The organism is Ruegeria sp. YTSA144, assembly GCF_059610125.1.
In genome coordinates this window covers 1-18,856 of the sequence record NZ_JBXWNA010000013.1, presented here as the reverse complement: position 1 = coordinate 18,856, position 18,856 = coordinate 1, and the positions used below count along the sequence as shown (strand labels likewise).

19 protein-coding genes, 1 tRNA gene and 1 pseudogene are annotated in these 18,856 nt (G+C 57.5%); 10 read left to right on the top strand and 11 right to left on the bottom strand.

Annotated features, from left to right (window positions below):
* Nucleotides 1-9: 9 nt before the first annotated feature.
* Nucleotides 10-957 (bottom strand): hypothetical protein, encoded by a 948-nt coding sequence (locus AC2FF8_RS18985; RefSeq protein ID WP_496880465.1) that lies wholly within the window; start codon nucleotides 955-957, stop codon nucleotides 10-12.
* A 148-nt stretch (nucleotides 958-1,105) separates the two neighbouring features.
* On the opposite strand from AC2FF8_RS18985, the gene parE reads away from it, so the two are divergent.
* From parE to AC2FF8_RS18970, 3 genes are all read left to right on the top strand, one after another.
* Complete coding sequence (parE, locus tag AC2FF8_RS18980; RefSeq protein WP_496880464.1) at nucleotides 1,106-3,064, top strand: DNA topoisomerase IV subunit B; 1,959 nt, start codon at nucleotides 1,106-1,108, stop codon at nucleotides 3,062-3,064.
* 72 nt (nucleotides 3,065-3,136) lie between these two features.
* Complete coding sequence (locus tag AC2FF8_RS18975) at nucleotides 3,137-3,715, top strand: hypothetical protein (RefSeq protein WP_496880463.1); 579 nt, start codon at nucleotides 3,137-3,139, stop codon at nucleotides 3,713-3,715.
* A 317-nt stretch (nucleotides 3,716-4,032) separates the two neighbouring features.
* Complete coding sequence (locus AC2FF8_RS18970) at nucleotides 4,033-5,001, top strand: UDP-glucuronic acid decarboxylase family protein (protein WP_170346487.1); 969 nt, start codon at nucleotides 4,033-4,035, stop codon at nucleotides 4,999-5,001.
* A gap of 83 nt (nucleotides 5,002-5,084) precedes the next feature.
* Here the strand turns inward: AC2FF8_RS18970 and AC2FF8_RS18965 are convergent, their stop codons facing one another.
* A complete protein-coding gene (locus tag AC2FF8_RS18965) occupies nucleotides 5,085-5,696 on the bottom strand; it encodes a hypothetical protein (protein WP_496880462.1) in 612 nt (203 codons plus the stop codon).
* 210 nt (nucleotides 5,697-5,906) lie between these two features.
* Between AC2FF8_RS18965 and AC2FF8_RS18960 the strand changes: the two genes are divergently transcribed.
* Nucleotides 5,907-6,188 (top strand): hypothetical protein, encoded by a 282-nt coding sequence (locus AC2FF8_RS18960; protein ID WP_170346485.1) that lies wholly within the window; start codon nucleotides 5,907-5,909, stop codon nucleotides 6,186-6,188.
* Nucleotides 6,189-6,227: 39 nt separating this feature from the next.
* On the opposite strand, the gene AC2FF8_RS18955 is transcribed toward AC2FF8_RS18960, so the two are convergent.
* Together AC2FF8_RS18955 and AC2FF8_RS18950 are read right to left on the bottom strand one after the other, a co-directional pair.
* On the bottom strand, nucleotides 6,228-7,067 hold the full coding sequence (locus AC2FF8_RS18955) for a DMT family transporter (RefSeq protein ID WP_257600398.1): 840 nt from the start codon (nucleotides 7,065-7,067) through the stop codon (nucleotides 6,228-6,230).
* A gap of 98 nt (nucleotides 7,068-7,165) precedes the next feature.
* Complete coding sequence (locus AC2FF8_RS18950) at nucleotides 7,166-7,936, bottom strand: alpha/beta hydrolase (RefSeq protein WP_496880461.1); 771 nt, start codon at nucleotides 7,934-7,936, stop codon at nucleotides 7,166-7,168.
* Nucleotides 7,937-8,039: 103 nt separating this feature from the next.
* On the opposite strand from AC2FF8_RS18950, the pseudogene AC2FF8_RS18945 reads away from it, so the two are divergent.
* Nucleotides 8,040-8,795: pseudogene (locus AC2FF8_RS18945) on the top strand (hypothetical protein); the annotation flags it as partial.
* Between the two features lie 7 nt (nucleotides 8,796-8,802).
* On the opposite strand, the gene AC2FF8_RS18940 reads toward AC2FF8_RS18945, so the two are convergent.
* The gene (locus AC2FF8_RS18940) at nucleotides 8,803-9,477 is read right to left on the bottom strand and encodes a TIGR04283 family arsenosugar biosynthesis glycosyltransferase (protein ID WP_496880460.1); all 675 of its coding nucleotides are present in this window, start codon (nucleotides 9,475-9,477) and stop codon (nucleotides 8,803-8,805) included.
* A 73-nt stretch (nucleotides 9,478-9,550) separates the two neighbouring features.
* Here AC2FF8_RS18940 and ygfZ point away from each other — a divergent pair, with 73 nt between their 5' ends.
* Both ygfZ and AC2FF8_RS18930 read left to right on the top strand, forming a co-directional pair.
* Nucleotides 9,551-10,288: a CAF17-like 4Fe-4S cluster assembly/insertion protein YgfZ gene (gene ygfZ, locus AC2FF8_RS18935; protein ID WP_496880459.1), complete on the top strand. Its 738-nt coding sequence runs from the start codon at nucleotides 9,551-9,553 to the stop codon at nucleotides 10,286-10,288.
* 113 nt (nucleotides 10,289-10,401) lie between these two features.
* Entirely contained in the window at nucleotides 10,402-11,343 is a 942-nt protein-coding gene (locus AC2FF8_RS18930) for an ABC transporter transmembrane domain-containing protein (protein ID WP_257600394.1), read from the top strand.
* 54 nt (nucleotides 11,344-11,397) lie between these two features.
* Here AC2FF8_RS18930 and efp read toward each other — a convergent pair whose 3' ends face one another.
* Nucleotides 11,398-11,961 carry an elongation factor P gene (gene efp / locus AC2FF8_RS18925; RefSeq protein ID WP_170346480.1) on the bottom strand — a complete coding sequence of 188 codons (564 nt, stop codon included), beginning with the start codon at nucleotides 11,959-11,961 and terminating at the stop codon, nucleotides 11,398-11,400.
* Between the two features lie 218 nt (nucleotides 11,962-12,179).
* Between efp and AC2FF8_RS18920 the strand changes: the two genes are divergently transcribed.
* Entirely contained in the window at nucleotides 12,180-12,500 is a 321-nt protein-coding gene (locus AC2FF8_RS18920; RefSeq protein WP_037310273.1) for a DUF6280 family protein, read from the top strand.
* A gap of 87 nt (nucleotides 12,501-12,587) precedes the next feature.
* On the opposite strand, the gene AC2FF8_RS18915 is transcribed toward AC2FF8_RS18920, so the two are convergent.
* Nucleotides 12,588-13,157, bottom strand: a complete 570-nt coding sequence (locus AC2FF8_RS18915) for a cobalamin biosynthesis protein CobQ (protein ID WP_496880458.1) — start codon at nucleotides 13,155-13,157, stop codon at nucleotides 12,588-12,590.
* A gap of 62 nt (nucleotides 13,158-13,219) precedes the next feature.
* Between AC2FF8_RS18915 and AC2FF8_RS18910 the strand changes: the two genes are divergently transcribed.
* Nucleotides 13,220-14,677, top strand: coding sequence for a cobyric acid synthase (locus tag AC2FF8_RS18910; RefSeq protein WP_496880457.1), 1,458 nt, complete (start codon nucleotides 13,220-13,222; stop codon nucleotides 14,675-14,677).
* Between the two features lie 3 nt (nucleotides 14,678-14,680).
* On the opposite strand, the gene AC2FF8_RS18905 is transcribed toward AC2FF8_RS18910, so the two are convergent.
* From AC2FF8_RS18905 to AC2FF8_RS18895, 3 genes are all read right to left on the bottom strand, one after another.
* Nucleotides 14,681-15,454 (bottom strand): hypothetical protein, encoded by a 774-nt coding sequence (locus tag AC2FF8_RS18905; protein ID WP_496880456.1) that lies wholly within the window; start codon nucleotides 15,452-15,454, stop codon nucleotides 14,681-14,683.
* A gap of 73 nt (nucleotides 15,455-15,527) precedes the next feature.
* Complete coding sequence (locus AC2FF8_RS18900; RefSeq protein ID WP_425077963.1) at nucleotides 15,528-16,946, bottom strand: TolC family outer membrane protein; 1,419 nt, start codon at nucleotides 16,944-16,946, stop codon at nucleotides 15,528-15,530.
* A gap of 94 nt (nucleotides 16,947-17,040) precedes the next feature.
* Nucleotides 17,041-17,694: a protein-L-isoaspartate O-methyltransferase family protein gene (locus AC2FF8_RS18895; protein WP_170346475.1), complete on the bottom strand. Its 654-nt coding sequence runs from the start codon at nucleotides 17,692-17,694 to the stop codon at nucleotides 17,041-17,043.
* A 225-nt stretch (nucleotides 17,695-17,919) separates the two neighbouring features.
* Between AC2FF8_RS18895 and AC2FF8_RS18890 the strand changes: the two genes are divergently transcribed.
* Nucleotides 17,920-17,993: transfer RNA gene (locus AC2FF8_RS18890), tRNA-Cys, on the top strand.
* Nucleotides 17,994-18,079: 86 nt separating this feature from the next.
* On the opposite strand, the gene AC2FF8_RS18885 is transcribed toward AC2FF8_RS18890, so the two are convergent.
* On the bottom strand, nucleotides 18,080-18,856 hold a 777-nt coding region (locus AC2FF8_RS18885; RefSeq protein WP_496880455.1), incomplete at its 5' end, for a tyrosine-type recombinase/integrase.

Below are 18,856 nucleotides of genomic sequence, written 5' to 3'. Positions count from 1 at the left end.
CGGGTGTCTTCAAGCAGTGCCGGTAACAACGGCGCGGGGCGTGATATTGACCAGCCTGCGTTTCCCGGTTCGCACGGCACGATACAGCGCCTCGGTCGCAAAACGCGGTTTCGACGCATCAAGTTGCCGGTAGGCGAGCAGCGGAGAGATGATTTTGTGCGCCTTGCCCAGTGCTTCCAGCGGGTCGGGAATCTTCGCGGGCTCGATCAGACTTGGATCGAGCCCGGCGACGGATTTGCTCTTGGCTTTCACGGGAAACCGGCGCGCGATTTCCGATGCCTTGACCCTGGCCACCTTCACTTTGGAGGTGGAAGAACGCACTTTTCGCGTCGGCAAGGACAACGGAGACAGGTCAGGGCGTTTTGAAGCATCATCGACCAGCTTCAACTCGTCGAAAAGCACCACAGCCAGATCCTGTTCTTGCCCGGGGTCAAATTCATGCCCGGACGCGGCGAAAATCTTTTTCCGCAAGCTTTTGCGTTCGACGATCTGTTTCTTGGAAAACCGCGCCCTGTCCTCCAGCTCGAGCCGACCTGAAAGATCCAGATCGAACCCAAGTTCCTCAAGCGCCAACACGGGGTTAATCAGCGCAGCACGAGCAAGCTCTGGGGTGACATTCAAACGGGCAGCAATATCATGCACTGCTGCCTGAACGTCCTGAAACGTAGCCATAGCAGCCTTCCAATTACGAATAAACGTAACTCTTGAACGCTTGGAACCAATAGAAAGATAATTTGGGAGTCTGCCTTCACGATATATTTTTAATGCGATTCCGTCAATGAGCCCGAGGCGTCGCAAGGCTGACTTGCATCCGATCGCATAACGGTATTTGACGTGTCGCTGGTTGTATCGGACGGGTTTGCCGTGAAAAATGCAAAGGGAATACAGGCCCCGACCATCTAGCGATAACAGCAGTACAGAACCTTCCCGCGCCATGGCCGGGGGTGGTGGTTTCAAGCAAGACCGCCGATCGTGACGTCCGCCAAATTGTGCAAGCAAACCGCGGCCCCGCGCCTTTAAACCACCCACAACACCTCGCGCCCCTCTTCCCCCGGACCACATCACCTGCCATAATGGGGGAAACTCAAAAACAAGAGCAGCACCCATGCCCGACGATCTGTTGACGCCAGAAGCGACCACAACTTATGACGCCTCCTCGATCGAGGTGCTCGAAGGTTTGGAACCGGTCCGCAAGCGACCCGGCATGTATATCGGCGGCACGGATGAGCGCGCTTTGCACCATATGGTGGCCGAGATCCTCGACAACTCGATGGACGAGGCCGTGGCCGGCCATGCCAACCGGATCGAGGTCGAACTGCACGAAGATTATTCTCTGACCGTGCGCGACAATGGGCGCGGCATTCCGATCGACCCGCACCCGAAATTCCCCGACAAATCCGCGCTCGAGGTGATCCTGTGCACCCTGCATGCGGGCGGCAAGTTCTCGGGCAAAGCGTATCAGACCTCGGGCGGGTTGCACGGCGTGGGCGCCTCGGTGGTGAACGCGCTGTCGGATTCGATGGTCGTGCAGGTCGCCCGCGACAAGCAACTGTACGAACAACGTTTCTCGCGCGGTGTCCCGCTGGGACCTGTCGAAAAGGCCGGCGCCGCCCCCAACCGGCGCGGCACCACAGTCACCTTCCACGCTGACGACCAGATATTCGGACACCACCGGTTCAAACCCGCCCGCCTGTTCAAGTCGATCCGCTCCAAAGCCTACCTGTTCTCGGGCGTGGAAATCCGCTGGAAATCCGCCATAGACGACGGCGAAACCCCCACCGAGGCCACCTTCCACTTCCCGGGCGGGCTGTCGGACTACCTGAAAGAAACGATGAACGGATCGTCGACCTATGCCGAGCAGCCCTTTGCCGGCACCGTGGACTTTCAGGAGAAATTCGGAACCCCAGGCAAGGTGGAATGGGCGATCAACTGGACGCCCTCGCGCGACGGCTTCATCCAGTCCTACTGCAACACCGTTCCGACGCCCGAAGGGGGCACCCATGTGGCCGGGTTCTGGGCCGCGATCCTCAAGGGGATCAAGGCGTATGGCGAGCTGATCAACAACAAGAAAGCCGCCCAGATCACCCGCGACGACCTGATCACCGGGGGCTGCGCGCTGGTGTCCTGCTTCATCTCTGAACCGGAATTCGTCGGCCAGACCAAAGACCGCCTTGCCACGGTCGAGGCGCAGCGGCTGGTCGAAAACGCGGTCCGCGACCATTTCGACAACTGGCTGGCCGCCGACACGAAATCCGCCGGCGCGATCCTCGACTTCCTGATCCTGCGGGCCGAAGAACGCCTGCGCCGCCGTCAGGAAAAGGAAACCCAGCGCAAATCGGCCACCAAGAAACTGCGCCTGCCCGGCAAGCTGGTGGACTGTTCCAGTTCAACACGCGAAGGCACCGAACTATTCATCGTCGAGGGCGACTCGGCGGGCGGCTCGGCCAAAATGGGGCGCGACCGCAAAACGCAGGCCCTGCTGCCCCTGCGCGGCAAGATCCTCAACGTGCTGGGCGCAGCCAGTTCGAAACTGGGCACCAATGCCGAGATCAACGACCTGACGCAGGCGCTGGGCGTTGGGCTGGGCAGCAAGTTCAACCTCGACGACCTGCGCTATGACAAGGTCATCATCATGACCGACGCGGATGTGGACGGGGCGCATATCGCGTCCTTGCTGATGACGTTCTTCTTCACCCAGATGCGCCCGATGATTGACGCGGGTCACCTGTACCTGGCCTGCCCGCCTTTGTACCGCCTGACGCAGGGTGCCAAACGCGTCTACTGTCTGGACGAGGCCGAGCGGGACGAATGGCTGAAAAAAGGTCTGGGCGGCAAGGGCAAGATCGACGTGTCGCGTTTCAAAGGTCTGGGCGAGATGGACGCCAAGGACCTGAAAGAGACCACGATGGACCCCGCGTCCCGGAAATTGATCCGCGTCACCATTGACGAGGACGAACCCGGCGAGACCGGCGATCTGGTCGAGCGCCTGATGGGTAAGAAGCCCGAACTGCGGTTCCAGTACATTCAAGAGAACGCGCGGTTTGTGGAGGAGTTGGATGTTTGAGTGCCGCTCTATCAGATTGATTCAAATGAACATCACAGATAGGTTTGAAGCGAGTTTTATTGGGTATTGCTTATGAATCCTACCAAACTAGTTCCTTTCCTAGCTACTTTTTTAGTTCTCTTTGGATCAAAGACTTCGCTCGCTGACACAACTCTTTGGAAGACGGTAGGTTGGTGGGATGTTTCATTCTATAATAACATGCAGGGTTGCTCAGCATTTGCCACTTATGAAGGCGGGACATCATTCTTCATTGGGCTATCCGGAACGGATGAACTGTACCTTGAGGTTCTGCTCCTTAACTCGAACTGGAAATCTCTCGAATCTGGGAAAGAGTACGAAGTTTCGGTTAAGTTCGGAAACGAAGTTCACTGGAATCTAGAAATGGATGGTGATTACTCGGACGGGTTTGGCTCGTTGAAGCTATCAGTTCCAGCAAATTCGGAGAAAGCGGGGGACTTCGTTAACGAATTCATGCGAGAAACCAAGATGGTTTGGAATTATGAAGGTACTTCATTAGGTATCTTTAAACTAAACGGGTCGTCACGAGCTTTTGAAGAAGTCGTGGCCTGTACTAAGTCTTACAGAGACGCTGTTCGCTCCTCAAATGACCCCTTTAGTAGCTCCGCACCAGACAAGGACCCTTTTGACTAGATCGATTTCCGGCCAATGCCATCGGAAATCGCTTAGCTTGTGTTGGATGAGTGCTCGCACCAATCTTTGATTGTATTTCTAGATGGGTACAAACATCCATCCTAGCTCGGTTAACCTCTAACCCACCGCTGAGACGGGGCGGGCGCTTACATGAACCTTCACGCCCTACGTTGGGAAAGCAATAGACACACCCATACCACACGCGCCCTCAAAAAACCAAAATCTACTGCAATTCAAACCCCTTCGGTTTACAAATCAAACCAAGAACCGGCTTCCCCATGACAAGCTGGCTTGGATTTAACGATTAAGGATTTGCAATGGCCCGCCTTTATGACAGTCGAAAACGTGTTCTCGTAACCGGTGGGGCCGGGTTTTTGGGCTCGCATCTGTGCGACCGGCTTCTGGATCAGGGGCACGAGGTGTTGTGCGTCGACAACCTGTTCACCGGCACCAAGCGCAATATCGACCATCTGCACAACAACCCGCGTTTCGAGTTCATGCGCCACGATGTGACCTTCCCTCTGTTTGTAGAAGTGGACGAGATCTATAACCTCGCCTGCCCGGCCTCGCCCGTGCATTACCAGCACGATCCGGTGCAGACGACCAAGACCAGCGTGCATGGTGCGATCAACATGTTGGGTCTGGCGAAACGCTTGAAATGCAAGATATTTCAGGCCTCGACCTCCGAGGTCTATGGCGACCCGACCATCCATCCCCAGACCGAAGATTATTGGGGCAACGTCAACCCGGTTGGCCCGCGATCCTGCTATGACGAAGGCAAGCGCTGCGCCGAGACCTTGTTCTTCGATTACCACCGGCAGATGGGGCTTGAGATCAAGGTGGCCCGCATTTTCAACACCTACGGGCCCAGAATGCACCCCGCCGATGGGCGCGTCGTGTCGAACTTCATCATGCAGGCCCTGACCGGCGAGCCGATCACGATTTTTGGCGACGGTACGCAAACCCGGTCATTCTGTTACGTGGATGATCTGATCGAAGGATTCATCCGTCTGATGGAGACCGGCCCGGACGTCACCGGCCCCGTCAATCTGGGCAATCCCAACGAATTCTCGATGAACGAACTGGCCCACGAAGTGCAGGCCCTTGTGGGGGCAGAAACCCCTGTCAGTTTCAAGGAATTGCCAGAGGATGACCCGAAACAGCGCCAGCCCGATATCACTCTGGCGCGGACCCTTCTGGGCTGGGAACCCAAAGTGCAACTGAAAGAAGGGCTGCACGCAACCATCCGGTATTTCCGAGATCTTCAGGCCGAAGTCGAGACCTAGGGCCAAGGCCCAGTTTGGGGTCCGGGCACGACCAAAGCCCCTGACCTGCCCCGGCGCTTGCGGAACCTTCGCAAGGCATCGTTTTATTCGAAATCTGCCTGATCCAGCAGCGTATAGGTGAACTTGTTGCCAAACGCGTCGCGCCCGGCTTCGCATTTCAGCAGAAACTCGGCAAAGTGACGCTGATCCGCGAATACCTGACACCCGGCGGAATAGATCGAATTCGCAGTGTCATCGTCACCATTGTTTGGCCCCTTGTGCAGATTAATGCCGAACATCCCAATTTGAGGATTAACAAGGTTCAGGTTTCCATCCCTGTTGTTGTCCCGAAACACGGTAACGTTTCCCAGCCTTTGACACAGCGCCTTGTGGCCTCCGGGCCGCCCTCGTTTATGAATATCGATCTTGTAGCAGGACCGATATTGCCCCGGCGCCAGAATGGCCGTCCCATCCGGGTTTATCGGGTTCTTCAGGTAGTGATCGCTGGGATCGGCCGTCATCGGGTAATAGGCAATATCCCAAACGCCAAGAAACCGGTGGAACACCGTCATGACATCATCGAATTTCTTGGGTGAAACCGGATGGGCGCGAATGCCCACTATGTTCAGGTTCCAATCGACAGTTGGGGTGTCGAAAACCACGTAATCCTTTTGGGACATGACATCCATAATCGCTTCTACAGAGGGTCTGAACATCTCTCAATTCTCCTGAAACAATGCGGCCATGTTACCACAGAAATGACCGATCGAAAAAACCGGCCCCTGAGGTTGTCACTGTGCTTGTAGGATTTTCGTTGCCTAACCCGTTGATCCCGTTCAAACTTGCTGAAACAAAAAACCATGATTGAGGTCCGGGCGTCCAAACCCTTTTTGATCGACAACAGATTTGCAGGACGAGAGGACGACATGAAAACACTGACTATTGGGCTGGCCTTTGCCATGCTGGCAACCCAGGCCCCGGCGCAACAGACGCTCAGCCTGGCATCTCCGATCCCGGACGGGGCGGAAACACGGTTTTGCTATTACAAGGGGCTGGCTTATTCCCCGGACTCCTTCATCGTGATCTTTGGCGACAACACCGTCACAGAAACGATCAACACGCGCGAGGAACGCTTGCTGCGATGCGTGAGCAGCGACAAGGGCACCATGCACTGGAAGCCACAAAGCACGTTTCAGGTCGGCCGCTAAGCCAGAGACATCACTGTCGCCCAAGGCTTTTCAGCCGGATCAGACAGCCAATCCGATCAGGGCGACGCCCACGGCCATGAGCGCCGCGGCACCCAACCGTCGCGCCCAGTTGCCTTCCTTGAGGAATACGAACCCGATCAGTGCGGCAAAGATGACCGAAGTTTCCCGCAGCGCCGAAACCGCGCCCAGCGGTGCGAAATTCTTGGCGTACAGCACCAGACCATAAGCCGTCATCGATACCAGCCCTCCAAGAATACCGATCATCCAAACTTTGGCTGGCAGGTCTTTGAGGGTCGCACGTTTCCGAACCCCGACAAACCCGGCAATGAACAGGTGCAGAAACGCCCCCCACGCCCAATAGCTGAGCGTGTTGCCCGACAGCCGAACGCCGATCCCGTCAACGACCGAATAGATCGAAATGCAGAACCCGGTGCCCAGCGCAAACATCAGTGCGCTGCGCCCAACGCCCGAGCGCAGAGCTTTCCAACTGCTCAGCTGGATGCCCGCGGCAATCAGGGCGATACCGGTCCAGGCCTGAAATGGCAGCACTTCTCCGACCAGGAACATTGCCCAAAGCGAAACCAGCGCCGGGACAATTCCACGGGCAATGGGGTAGACCACACTCAGATCACCATGCTGATAGGCTTTACCCAGCATGAAGTAATAGCCGAAATGCACAATGGTCGAGAGCAGGATGTAGATAAAGCTCTCTGGGTTCGGCAGCGGCAGCACCATCACCATGACTGCCGCAGGCAGCACTTGACCCAAAGCGACCAAACCCAGCATGGTGGTTCGATCCGCCGCTGTCTTCACGATTGCATTCCACACCGCGTGCAGCAAAGCAGCCGAAAGAATAACAAGGACAACGAACAGGGTCATGTCCGGACCTTTCCCGCATAAGTTTCGCGCCAAAAGGGTCAACTGCCCCATTCACTCGGCGCCATGTCTGCAAAGGGTGGATTGTTGTCAAGCCCGTTTCAGGTCACCTGGGTTGTCAGCCAGGTCTCGATTTTCGAGGCCGGCCCTTCCCAACCCGATTCCATGAACAGAAAATGCGCATGATCTTCGACCAGCAAAAAGGTTCCGCGATCCCCATAGCGCGTTGCCAGTGCGCGGCAGGTATCGGGGTTGACAGCCCTGTCTTCGGCACCCGAGACCACCAGAACCGGGCAGTCAACCTTGTCGAAATCAACCTTGATTGCGTGATGGTCATCGAACATCCAAAAGAACATTTCAAACATCACGCGCCCGCTTTCCGCGCCCAATCGGTCGAATACAGCGTGTTGCTGCGCCTCATCCATCTTGTTCAGAGCAAACGGGGCCATCAAATCGAACCCGACCCGCATCGGCTGCTTCCAGAACGGGCCGCCTTCCATCAAGGTGCGCGGTACAGCCCGTTCGTCATCGGTTTCGGGCAAGGTGCCCCAGGGCGCATTGGGATTGATCAGAACGATGGCACTGGCCAAACCACGAGACGCCACTTGCTGTGCCACCACCCCGGCAATGGCATGCCCCAAAATGACAGGTTTGCGGTCCAGCCCCTGAACAAAATCGGCGATATCATTGGTGTAGTCCATGACACTGGTATCGGTCAGACCCGGGTCGGGGTCTGCTTTTGGATCACCGTCATGGTAACGCAAGGCAGGAACGTGAACCGTCCAACCTCGGTCACGCAAAAAGGCCGCGTAATCCTGCATGCACCAAGGTCCGGCAAATGCTCCGTGGATAAGAACGATTTCCTTGGTCATCGAAGTCCCCCCTGCGCTGTTTCCAGTATGGGGATATGGAAAGACGTTACAACAGCCCGTGATCCCTGTTGCAGGACGGGTCACAGGTCCTAAGATCGGACCCATGAGTTTTGTGACCGACAATCAATTGCCCCTGCTGATCCTGTTCTTTGTCATCGGCTCAATCGGCACTGCCTTTCTGTTTCGCAAACCGGCAGGGCACCGGGCGTGGAAGTTGGCTGATCTGGTATGGGTTGTGCTGGGTGGCATCGGGGCGTTGGTCGCTGTCTTGGCCGGACTTTATTCGTCGGACAGCTCGCGTCTGGACCGACAGATCGACGTGGCCTATGCCGCAACGCTGGCATTTGACAGGGATGCGGCCCGGTTTCGCCTGCGGTTCTGTGATCCGGCCTATGATCCGGACACCGCCGTTTTATGCGAAAAGGTTGAATTCCTTTCAGCTTCGACCGCCAGCAACTCGGAACTGCCCCTGTTCATTGCGGTTACGAACGAAGTGGCGCCCTTACAGGGGCTTCACTTCCTGGTTGGGGGTCAGTCCAAGGACGAAATGGACGACATACGTGACATGGCCGCCAAGGCCGATGCTTTTGACATCGACCAGTTCCTTGTCTTCACTTCACTGGACGAAAGCACACAGACCGCCATTGACAACATGCGTCGCAAGGTTCCCGCGATTGCGGGCGACTATCTGATACTTGCGCAGAGCTACGACGACCTGATCGCGCAGGTCGGGAAGTTGAAAGAAGAATGGGAATACCTACAGGACAATGCTCATATTCTTGTCCTGCAAATCGTGGCCCTATGCCTTGTCAGTTTTGCGGCACCGTTTCGGCTTGGCAAATCCGTGGTCGAGCTGCGCACCACGTTCAACGTCGATAAGCCTGCGCCAGAACCTGCGGATCAGCCCCCAGAAAGTAACGCAGAAGAGTCCACAGGTTCCGAGCACCGCGCCGAATCCACCCCGCCCGCTCATACCGCTCCGCACTCGTAAAGGCGCGAGTATTCAGCACCGTTACCTTTGGCAACACGCGCACCAAAGCCACATCTTCCATCAACGGCTGGTCCGGAAACCCGCCTGCCGATTGATACGCGTGACGCGGAACGAGCAATCCCTGATCTCCGTAGGGCAGTCCCAGCAGCCTGCTGCGCAGATTGGCCCAGCCAGCCACCCAGGCCGGAGCGACACCGTGCGCGCGGAACGCCAGCCGAAAAGCAGCCGGTTTGCCCGAAGGCAGGTGGGCGCTCACGGTCTCGCTCCATCCCTGTTGCAGCACTGTGTCCGCATGAAGGATCAGCAACCAATCCCCTTTGGCCTGCGCGCAGCCCCGGCGCAGCTGACCACCTCGGGAGGGCGGGCCGGTCACAACCTTCGCGCCGGCCTCTTCCGCTATATCCAGCGTGTGATCGGTTGAGCATGCGTCGCTGACGATCAACTCTCGGATCAATCCGCCATGCAGCCCTTCCATCAGGGCCTCGAGGCAGGCCGGCAATGCGTCAGCGGCATCAAAGGTCGGAATCACAACGGAAATGGGTGCGGGCACGTCTGATAACCTCTGGTCTTGGCATCGGAACTTCCTATATCACGAGGCCTGAGGAAATGACGAGGACCAAGCCATGCCCACCCGCCGCATACTGCGCCTGTCCGGCTCGGATACCGAAAGCTTTTTGCAGGATCTGATTACAAACAACATTAAAGGGTTGGACAACGGGCTGGTCTACGCCGCTCTGCTTACACCGCAGGGCAAGTACCTGGCGGATTTCTTCCTGAAACGAGATGGCGATGGCGTTCTTCTGGATGTGGCCGAACATCTTGCGGATGATCTGGTCAAACGTCTGACGATGTACAAGCTGCGTGCGGATGTGACGATCGAGGGAACCGATCTGAACCTGCAACGCGGCACCAAGGCTGCGCCGGAAACCGCCCTGCCCGATCCCCGCCACCCGGACATGGGCTGGCGCACCTATTCCACCGAACCCGAGGGCGATGACGGATCCGACTGGGATGCGCTGCGCGTCCGGCACTGCATTCCCGAGTCAGGCATTGAGCTGACCCCGGACAGTTATATCCTGGAATCCGGGTTCGAAGCACTGAATGGCGTGGATTTCAAAAAGGGCTGCTACGTCGGACAGGAAGTGACTGCGCGTATGAAGCACAAAACCGAATTGCGCAAAGGTCTGCGACGTGTCGCCGTTCAGGGCTCTGCTCCGGCAAGGACCGAAATCACGGCAAATGGCAAACCTATCGGAACTTTGTTCACACAGTCAGGCGGGCACGGGATTGCGTACCTGCGATTTGATCGCGCAAGCGGAGAGATGCAGGCCGGTGATGCCACCGTTCGCCTTGAGGACTAAACCAACCTTGTTGCCTAAACGGCACGTCCGGCACAGCAGCTTGTATCGTAAAGTTTGAACCCGTTGTCCTGCACTGCCACAGTGCAGGACAACAGGGCAAACCGGATACCCGCATGTTTCGACTTTACTCCGCGATCTGGCGCGCCAGTGCCGGGCGGCAAATCATACTCATCCTGCTGTCCATTGCCATTGCAGGCCTTGCCGCCGTGCCGCTGGAGTTTCAGCGCGACATCATCAACCACCTGACCTCCGATGATGTCGGGATCGAGAAACTGATCCAGTTGGGCATTGGCATGATGGCGGTCATCCTGCTGAGCCTGGCACTGAAATGGGTGCTGGGGTTTCGCGCCGGAACCTTGGGTGAAGATATGATACGCCTGATCCGCCAGCGCTTGCTTTGGCGCTCGACCGACCTGAAGGAAACCGGCGAAGACCTTCGCAAGGGCACCATGACCACAGCCATCTCGGCTGAGGCTGAAGAATTGGGGAAATTTGCGGGCGGCGCTTTCTCGGATCCGGTCGTTCAGATCGGAACGTTGATCAGCGTCATCGGCTATATCTCATCCACGCAACCAGGTCTGGGGCTGATTGCGTTGTCGATGATCGTTCCGCAGATCATCATCGTACTGGCCTCGCAGCGCAAAGTGAACGCGTTCGTGGCGGAACGCGTTCGCATTCTGCGCAGTGCCACGGACCGGCTTACGACCGAGGATATCGAAGCCGTCGAGCGGGACATCAACACCATGTTCGATGACATTTACGACACGCGTCGGCGGATGTTCCTGTGGAAGCTGTCGGCAAAGTTCCTGCTGAGCGTTATCAACGGGGCCGGCACCGTCGGCATCCTGATGCTGGGGGGATATCTGGTCCTGCAAGGGAAAACGGATGTCGGCACCGTGGTTGCCGCCACCAGTGGGCTCAGCCGCATTCAGGGGCCCACTGCCTTTCTGATCGCATTCTATCGTCAGGTCAGTGCCAATCGTATCAAGTACGAACTGATGCTGGAATTGTTCGGCCCGGATCCAACCCGCTATCGCCATCGACCCAACGCATAAGAAAAGACCGCGCGGCGGGTGCCTGCGCGGTCTGATGCGTAACGTGACGAAACGTCACGCGCGTTCGGAATATTCCATAGTTTCAGTGTTCACGACGATCATTTCGTCCTGGCCGATGAAGGGCGGAACCATGACTTTCACGCCATTGTCCAGCAGCGCGGGCTTGAACGAATTCGCCGCAGTCTGACCTTTTACCACCGGTTCGGTCTCGACGATCTTGCAGGTCACTTTCTGCGGCAGCGTCGCGTTCAGCGCCTCACTTTCGTAGAATTCGACAACAATGGTCATGCCATCTTGCAGAAACGGACGGCGGTCACCCAGCAATTCTGCTGGCAATTCAATCTGTTCGTAGGTTTCAGAATCCATGAACACCAGCATCCCGTCGGATTCGTACAGGAATTGCTGATCCTTTTGTTCCAGACGCACGCGTTCAACCTTGTCCGCCGAGCGGAAGCGTTCGTTCAGCTTCGAGCCATTGCGCAGGTTGCGCAGTTCCACCTGTGCAAAAGCCCCGCCTTTGCCCGGCTTTACATGGTCAACCTTGACCGCTGCCCACAGGCCACCGTTATGCTCAAGCACATTGCCGGGGCGAATTTCGTTCCCATTTATCTTGGGCATTACATAAATCCTTCACAAACGGTTGATGCATCAGTTGCGGTCCCTATATCTGGCGGGATCACACCTGACAAGACAACGACACCTAGTGCTGCACTTGCAGCAAGCCATGCAAGTGACGCAACGCAACTATGCATTTTAGCTGTATCCGAATCGCACCTAATAGGTCATAAGGACCCTCACGCCGAAAATGCAAGAGCAAGAACAACAAGGAAGACGAGATGAGAGATTTCGTTGACGGCACTGCCTTTAACAATGAGCAAGGCAATCGTGCGCGCAAACTTTTCGCGGCCGTTGTCCTGGCTGCGCTTGATGATGCTATCGCCGATGACAAGAAATACGGCAACGGCCCCGAACAAATCGCCCGCTGGGCGCGTTCGCGCGATGGGCGCGAAGTGCTGTCCTGCGCAGGAATTGACCCGAACGAGCGGGTTGTCAGCGGATTGATGGAATTCGTTGGACGCGGTGTCCGCACCTCGGTTGCCCTGTCGCGTGAAGAAAGCGAACGCCGCAACGCTGCACAGCAAGCCGAAGCTGCCTGAATCAGGGCGGATTTGGATTGAACAAACGCGCTCTGCCTATCAGAGCGCGTTTTTCTATGCCTGATCGTCAGGCATGAAGCCAATGGCTCAAAAGAACAACAGCCATTGCTGCACCACCCAGAACTCAGCCGCCAGCATGGTTGCGAACAGGGCTTTGCCCCAGACCGGCAATCCACGCTGCCACAGCAGAACATATGCAGCCAGACAGACAAAGGCTGACACCGGCGCCACCCACAAGGCATGATGATCGCTGTCCCAATAGCTGACAGGGCTGTGGAACACCCAGTCGCTGACGGGCCAGAACTGTGGCCGTCCGTCGCCCGCATGAAGCAGGAAATCTGTCGCAAGATGCAACAGACCCGCCGCTGCACCGACAGCCAGAACCTGCCAACCTCTCCAGAGTGCCAGCAGGAATGCCAGCCCCCAGAGGATAAAGGAATTGTCTATGGCGAATACGGTCTGCCACGCCGGGGAAAAGTAAAGCTGCCCGAAGACCACCTGTTCGGGAACGCCCAGAACAAACAGGGACACGCCCGCCATCACGTATAGGGACAGATCCGGCAATAACGCTCCCAGGAGCGCAGCCCAGAGGATACGTCCTTGCGGCGGCCGGGCAAACACGGCAGCCCCGATCAAAAGATGCGCTGGCGTATTCATCCGGGGCTTTCCCTTTCGGCTCAAATCAGATCATCTGCGCCCAGACTTATAGGAGACAAAACATGGTTCGCGCCATCATGATTCAAGGCACCGGCAGCAATGTCGGAAAATCGGTTCTGGTGGCCGGGCTGGCGCGCGCCTACACGCGTCGGGGGCTTCGGGTCGCGCCGTTCAAACCGCAAAACATGTCGAACAATGCTGCCGTCACCGAAAACGGCGGCGAAATTGGCCGCGCACAGGCCCTTCAGGCCCGTGCGGCAAAGCGGGCACCCCACACGGACATGAACCCTATTCTGCTGAAACCTGAAACCGATACCGGCGCGCAGATCATCGTTCAGGGGCAGCGCGCTGGCACGATGAAGGCCGGTGACTATCGCAGGGACAAATCCAAGCTGCTGGGCGCAGCGCTGGAAAGCTTTGACAGGCTCTGCGCCGACGCTGATCTGGTTCTGATCGAGGGCGCTGGCAGCCCGGCTGAGACCAACCTGCGCAAAGGTGACATCGCCAATATGGGATTTGCCCGTGCAGCGGACATACCTGTTGTGCTGGTCGGGGACATTCATCGTGGCGGGGTGATTGCGCAGATCGTTGGCACTCAGGCCGTGCTGGACGAAGGCGACGTGGCGCAGATCAGGGGTTTTGCCATCAACCGTTTCAAGGGCGACGTGTCCCTGTTCGACGAAGGCCGTGATGATATCTCGACCCGAACTGGCTGGCCCTGCCTTGGGGTCGTGCCATGGTTTCACGACGCCTGGAAACTGCCGGCCGAAGACATGATGGACATCCGCTCCCATACAGGCGGCGCGTGCAAGGTCGTTGTGCCTCAGCTGGAACGTATGGCGAATTTCGACGATCTCGATCCGTTGTCCGCCGAACCCGGCGTGAGCGTCGAGGTCATTCCCGGCGGACGTCCCCTGCCCGGCGATGCGGATCTTGTTCTGCTGCCCGGAAGCAAATCCACGATCGGAGACCTGAGCTATTTCCGCGCACAGGGCTGGGATATCGACCTCTATGCCCATGTTCGCCGGGGCGGCCATGTCCTGGGATTGTGCGGCGGCTATCAGATGCTGGGCAAAACCATTTCCGATCCCGATGGCGTGGATGGCCGACCGGGCAAGGTTGATGGATTGGGATTGTTGAACGTCGATACCGTCATGGGCGGCCAGAAACAGGTCATCCTGCGTTCGGCCCATGCCCTGCCCGACCGGGAACCGGTCAGCGGGTACGAAATCCACATGGGCCATACCGACGGCCCGGACCGCGCCCGCGCATGGCTTGAGATCGAAGGCAGACCAGAAGGCGCCGCCAGCAGCAACGGCCGGGTCAAGGGCAGCTATCTGCATGGCATTTTCTCGTCAGACGCATTTCGCGCCCGCTATTTGTCAACGCTGGGCGTGACGTCGGACATTGCCTACGAAGACGGTGTAGAGCAGGCGCTGGATGATCTGGCCGATCATCTGGAGCGCCACATGAATCTTGACCTGATGCTGAGCCTGGCGCAGCCACCACAGCGTGGCTGAATCTTATCCCAGATCTTTCGCGGCGAGCGCGCGGGCGATTTCCCGCCGCACCATTTTGCGCACGTTTCGCGTGATCCTCTCGCCCATCGCGCCTTGCAACTCCTGGCGGACAACTTCCGCGATCATGTCGCGCAATGTCTCTTCGTCCAAGTCGGTTGTCGCGACGTTTTCCACCACTTCAGTGTCACGACCGGTTTCAGCCGGTTGCGCTGCCCGGATGAACTCTGCGTTTTGTGCCGAATCGGCCTCAGGCTGCGAATCCTCCGGATCTTCCCGGTCAGTCAGAACGACGGTCCTCGCGGCCGCGAATTCCTCTTCGACATTCCACGGCAGGGATTGCGTCGGTGTGCCGGAATAGGCGTCTGCGCTGTCGCCATCCGGCTCCCATTGGTCCTCGGTTTGCGCGATCGCCGCTTCCAGCGCTTCGATCTTGGCACTCAGGCTGATCGCGCGATCATCAGTCGATCCGGATTCCGCGGCATTTGCCTCGGTCGCGTCATCCGCTGTGTTGGCCGGATCACCTGCCCTGACAATATCGCAGGCCCGCAGCAGCATCGGCTTGGCCGACCCGGCAACATCGGTTGACGGCTTGGCGGGCATGACCTTGGGCTGTGCGGGTTTGCTGATGCGCAGCGCGTCCGTCAGCACCAAACGCCCCGGCTTGCGCGTTGCACCCTGTTGATCCGAGGAGGATTTACCGCGACTGTCTTCACTGACCAGACGTTTGACCGAAGACAGAACGTCTTCGATCCCTGCTTTCACGACATTATCAGACATTGTTCTCTACCGCTCTATCGTTGGATCGAGTGTAGCCAAACAATCCGAGCCCTACAACAAATAGTATTGCCGGTTAATCCCGACGCAACGCTTTGAGGACTCGATCCAGATCCTTGCTTTGTTTGCTGACACGCGCGGGGGCTTTCTTGACCAGGTTATAATACAAAGTCGGGTCATAGATCTGAACCGCCAGGCCCAGACGTTCCGCCGTCAAAAGGCCCTGCGCCTGCAACAGCTGAAACGCTGCGCGGGATCGTTCCGTTCGTGACGCCACTTCGGCCAGTTGCGCGTCCAGCAAATCCTGCTGAGCATTCAGAACATCCAAGGTGGTCCGGGCACCCAAGGTCGCTTCTTCCCGGATGCCGTCAAATGCGACTTGCGAGGCGCGAACCCGTTCCGTAGATGCCCTGAGGCTGGCACTGGCCGCCTGAAAAGCCGCATACCGGTCCGTTACACCCTGCGTGATGTTCTTCTGTACATTGAGTAGGTTCGCACGAGACGCATCCCGGTTTGCCATAGCGCGCCGCACATTGGCGGCCAACCGGCCACCGGCGTAAATCGGCTGTGTAAAGTCCAGCGAAACGGTTGCGTCATTCACATAGTCGTTGTTGTCATAGCTTTCCCGCACGCCCGCATCCGCGTTCAGGCTGACATTCGGCCCAAGGTTGGCCCGCTGTTGCTGCACAATCAGATCAAAGGCCCGGACCTGATGCTGCGCCGCCAGAATCGCCGGGTGGTTGCGTTGCGCGAGGCTGATCGCCTCTGCCTCGCTCCGCGGCAGATTGGGCAGACTTGGTTGACCAGCCGTCCGCCCTGGCGCCTTGCCAACCGCGTTGACATATTCAGCCTGCGCAATGCTCAATTCACCGCGTGCAACCGCAAGATCCGCCTGCGAGCTTGCCAACTGCGCCTCGGAAAGCGCAACGTCCGTGCGCGTCACTTCGCCGACTTCGAAGCGGTCATTCGATGCGCGAAGTTCTTCCGCCGAAACATCCACGTTGTTCTGGCGAATTGCGACTGTTTCTTCCTGAAGCAGCACGCCTAGGTAAGCATTCACAGCGCGGATAAGCACCTGTTGTTCAATATCGATCAGGGTTTGCCGTGTCGACAGAACCGTTTCCTGCGCCGATTGCTTGCCCAGAACCGAGGCACCACCATCATACAGAAGCTGGGTCAGCCCCAGCCCGGTAAAAAATCTGGACGGCTCGGTCGTCGTGACCACATTGTTGGTCCGAGACCGGGTATAGTCCTGGCTGACCTGCACGGTCCAGTTGATGATCGGCCGCAATGCGGCAAGCGCGATCGCCACGTCTTCATCTGCCGCGCGTAGAAGCGCCCGGTTCTGCTCCAGCAAGCCGCTTGTGTTGTATGCGCCGATGAAGGCGTCTGTTATGTTGTCAGCCCACGCCGGACGCCCTGGCATAACGCTGATGGCAAGTCCTGCGGTCACTGCGAATGCCCTGACCAGCTTGCCTGTCGCTGAACCACGCATACCGAAATCCTCTCAAACGAAATTACACTGCCCTGAAGGCAGTTTGCGGTCTTCTTTTCAACTAATCAAGGCGCCAGCCGAATCTATCGGCGAACTATAGCGAAAATGCACACTCCGCCGAAAAGCTCTCTAGTATCGGTGCACTGGCGTTGAAGGCATCCCGCCAGCTGACCCGGCCTCCGGTCTTTCGACCGATCCGCACGGTCCCAAGATTTCCTTCAACAAACAGGCAGGCGATCCGGCCATGTTCCTTGAGCTGATCCAAAAGAGCATCGGGAACCCGTTCAACACCGCCCTGCACCATGATCGCATCGTAAGGACCGTGTTCAGCCGCACCCTGGTCCAAAGGACCGACGTGGATGATGGCGTTGTCCACATCCGCCTCAGCCAACAGGCTTTGCGCCTCGGACGCCAGCGAGTCGTCGCTTTCCACACCAACAACCAACTGGGCCATACGCGCGGCAACCGCAGTGGAATACCCTGTCGCCGGAGCGATATCGAGAATCATCTCGTCGTTTGAAATGTTGAGCGCATCCAGCATTTTAGCGAGCGTTCTCGGCTCGAGCATACAGCGCCCGTTGCCCAGATCGATCACAGTGTCGGCATAGGCCGCCTCACGCTGTGCGTCAGGTACGAAGTTTTCGCGCGGGACATTCAGCATCGCCTCAATGATCGGGAACTTTGTAACATCCGAAGGTCGGATTTGCGTATCAACCATAGTGCGGCGCCGGGCAGCGAAATCTGTCATAGGATCTCTCGAGTCATTCCCAAAGTTAACCGGCTTGTGCCACATCCTGAACCGCCCAGCAACGGCCCTGTTGACGCAACCCCCCTGCGCCTGAGCGTTTTCGGTTGCGGGCTTCGGCAAATTTCAATCTCGTCGTCAAAATTGCGCGCAATCCTCTGGACGCCCCTTGGGAAAGCTGCTAAAAACCCACGCACACCACGGCAAGTATTTGATATTACTTGAAAAGGCGAGTTGGCGGAGTGGTGACGCAGCGGATTGCAAATCCGTGTACACCGGTTCGATTCCGGTACTCGCCTCCAATAAAATCAATGGGTTATGAATTTCTTTGCTCATTGGGTATCACCTCGGGTATCAGTTTCTCGTTCTGTGCCTGTTCTGTTCGGGGTCATTTGCGCTTTGCTGCCGCCTGTCGCGCGCGCATGATCTGACGAGCCTCCCCCGCATATTTGATGATCATCTCTTTGGATGTGTGGCCCCTGTAGCTGGCGATTTCATCATCGGTGCACCCTGCCCACGCCAATTCCATCACGCCGCGATAGCGTAAGGCGTGCTGATCAAAGGCCATCAGGCCCAAGCGCTTGCGCTCCCGTACCATAACGCGTGCCATTGCATGGTAGTCCATCTTCGAACCATCAGCGCGCGTCAGGATGTGGCGCGATGGGTGCGGCGCGAATCCCAGATCGGCCCTCGCTCCGTCCAGTGCAGCCTTGAGCGCAATCGTGCAGGGCAGTGAAAGAACAGTATCTGTCTTATTCTGGCGCAACTTGAGGGTATCCCCGTCATAGTCGCCCCACTGGAAGTCCACCCAGTCACCGGGGCGCTGCACACTCCCCACACCAATCTCAAAAATCAGGCGGGGCAATGGCTGGCCCTCTTCCCGCATCTTTTCAACCGCCCAGTCGGTCCACGGCAAATGCGGTTTCTTGCGGTCCTTCGGAACCTTCAACGGCTCAATATCAATCGCGGGATTGTCGTTGCGCCAGCGTTTGCGGATCGCCATTTTGGATAACATGCTGATCGCGGTCGGGATGTAATTGGCGAACCGGACGCGATGCCGGTTCTTTTCCATGGCGTCATAAATGTCGTGTGTGGATAGCTCCTGCATAGCAAGACATTTTTGAAGTAATTCGCACTTGTCAGAAGCAGACGTGTGTCCGGCCTT

Coding starts and splice junctions, on each gene's coding strand:
- AC2FF8_RS18910 (WP_496880457.1), top strand. CDS start 13,220: ATGGTTCGCGCCATCATGATTCAAGGCACCGGCAGCAATGTCGGAAAA.
- parE (WP_496880464.1), top strand. CDS start 1,106: ATGCCCGACGATCTGTTGACGCCAGAAGCGACCACAACTTATGACGCC.
- AC2FF8_RS18895 (WP_170346475.1), bottom strand. CDS start 17,694: ATGACAGATTTCGCTGCCCGGCGCCGCACTATGGTTGATACGCAAATC.
- AC2FF8_RS18955 (WP_257600398.1), bottom strand. CDS start 7,067: ATGACCCTGTTCGTTGTCCTTGTTATTCTTTCGGCTGCTTTGCTGCAC.
- AC2FF8_RS18915 (WP_496880458.1), bottom strand. CDS start 13,157: ATGAATACGCCAGCGCATCTTTTGATCGGGGCTGCCGTGTTTGCCCGG.
- AC2FF8_RS18960 (WP_170346485.1), top strand. CDS start 5,907: ATGAAAACACTGACTATTGGGCTGGCCTTTGCCATGCTGGCAACCCAG.
- AC2FF8_RS18930 (WP_257600394.1), top strand. CDS start 10,402: ATGTTTCGACTTTACTCCGCGATCTGGCGCGCCAGTGCCGGGCGGCAA.
- AC2FF8_RS18975 (WP_496880463.1), top strand. CDS start 3,137: ATGAATCCTACCAAACTAGTTCCTTTCCTAGCTACTTTTTTAGTTCTC.
- AC2FF8_RS18900 (WP_425077963.1), bottom strand. CDS start 16,946: ATGCGTGGTTCAGCGACAGGCAAGCTGGTCAGGGCATTCGCAGTGACC.
- efp (WP_170346480.1), bottom strand. CDS start 11,961: ATGCCCAAGATAAATGGGAACGAAATTCGCCCCGGCAATGTGCTTGAG.
- AC2FF8_RS18965 (WP_496880462.1), bottom strand. CDS start 5,696: ATGTTCAGACCCTCTGTAGAAGCGATTATGGATGTCATGTCCCAAAAG.
- AC2FF8_RS18970 (WP_170346487.1), top strand. CDS start 4,033: ATGGCCCGCCTTTATGACAGTCGAAAACGTGTTCTCGTAACCGGTGGG.
- AC2FF8_RS18950 (WP_496880461.1), bottom strand. CDS start 7,936: ATGACCAAGGAAATCGTTCTTATCCACGGAGCATTTGCCGGACCTTGG.
- ygfZ (WP_496880459.1), top strand. CDS start 9,551: ATGCCCACCCGCCGCATACTGCGCCTGTCCGGCTCGGATACCGAAAGC.
- AC2FF8_RS18920 (WP_037310273.1), top strand. CDS start 12,180: ATGAGAGATTTCGTTGACGGCACTGCCTTTAACAATGAGCAAGGCAAT.
- AC2FF8_RS18905 (WP_496880456.1), bottom strand. CDS start 15,454: ATGTCTGATAATGTCGTGAAAGCAGGGATCGAAGACGTTCTGTCTTCG.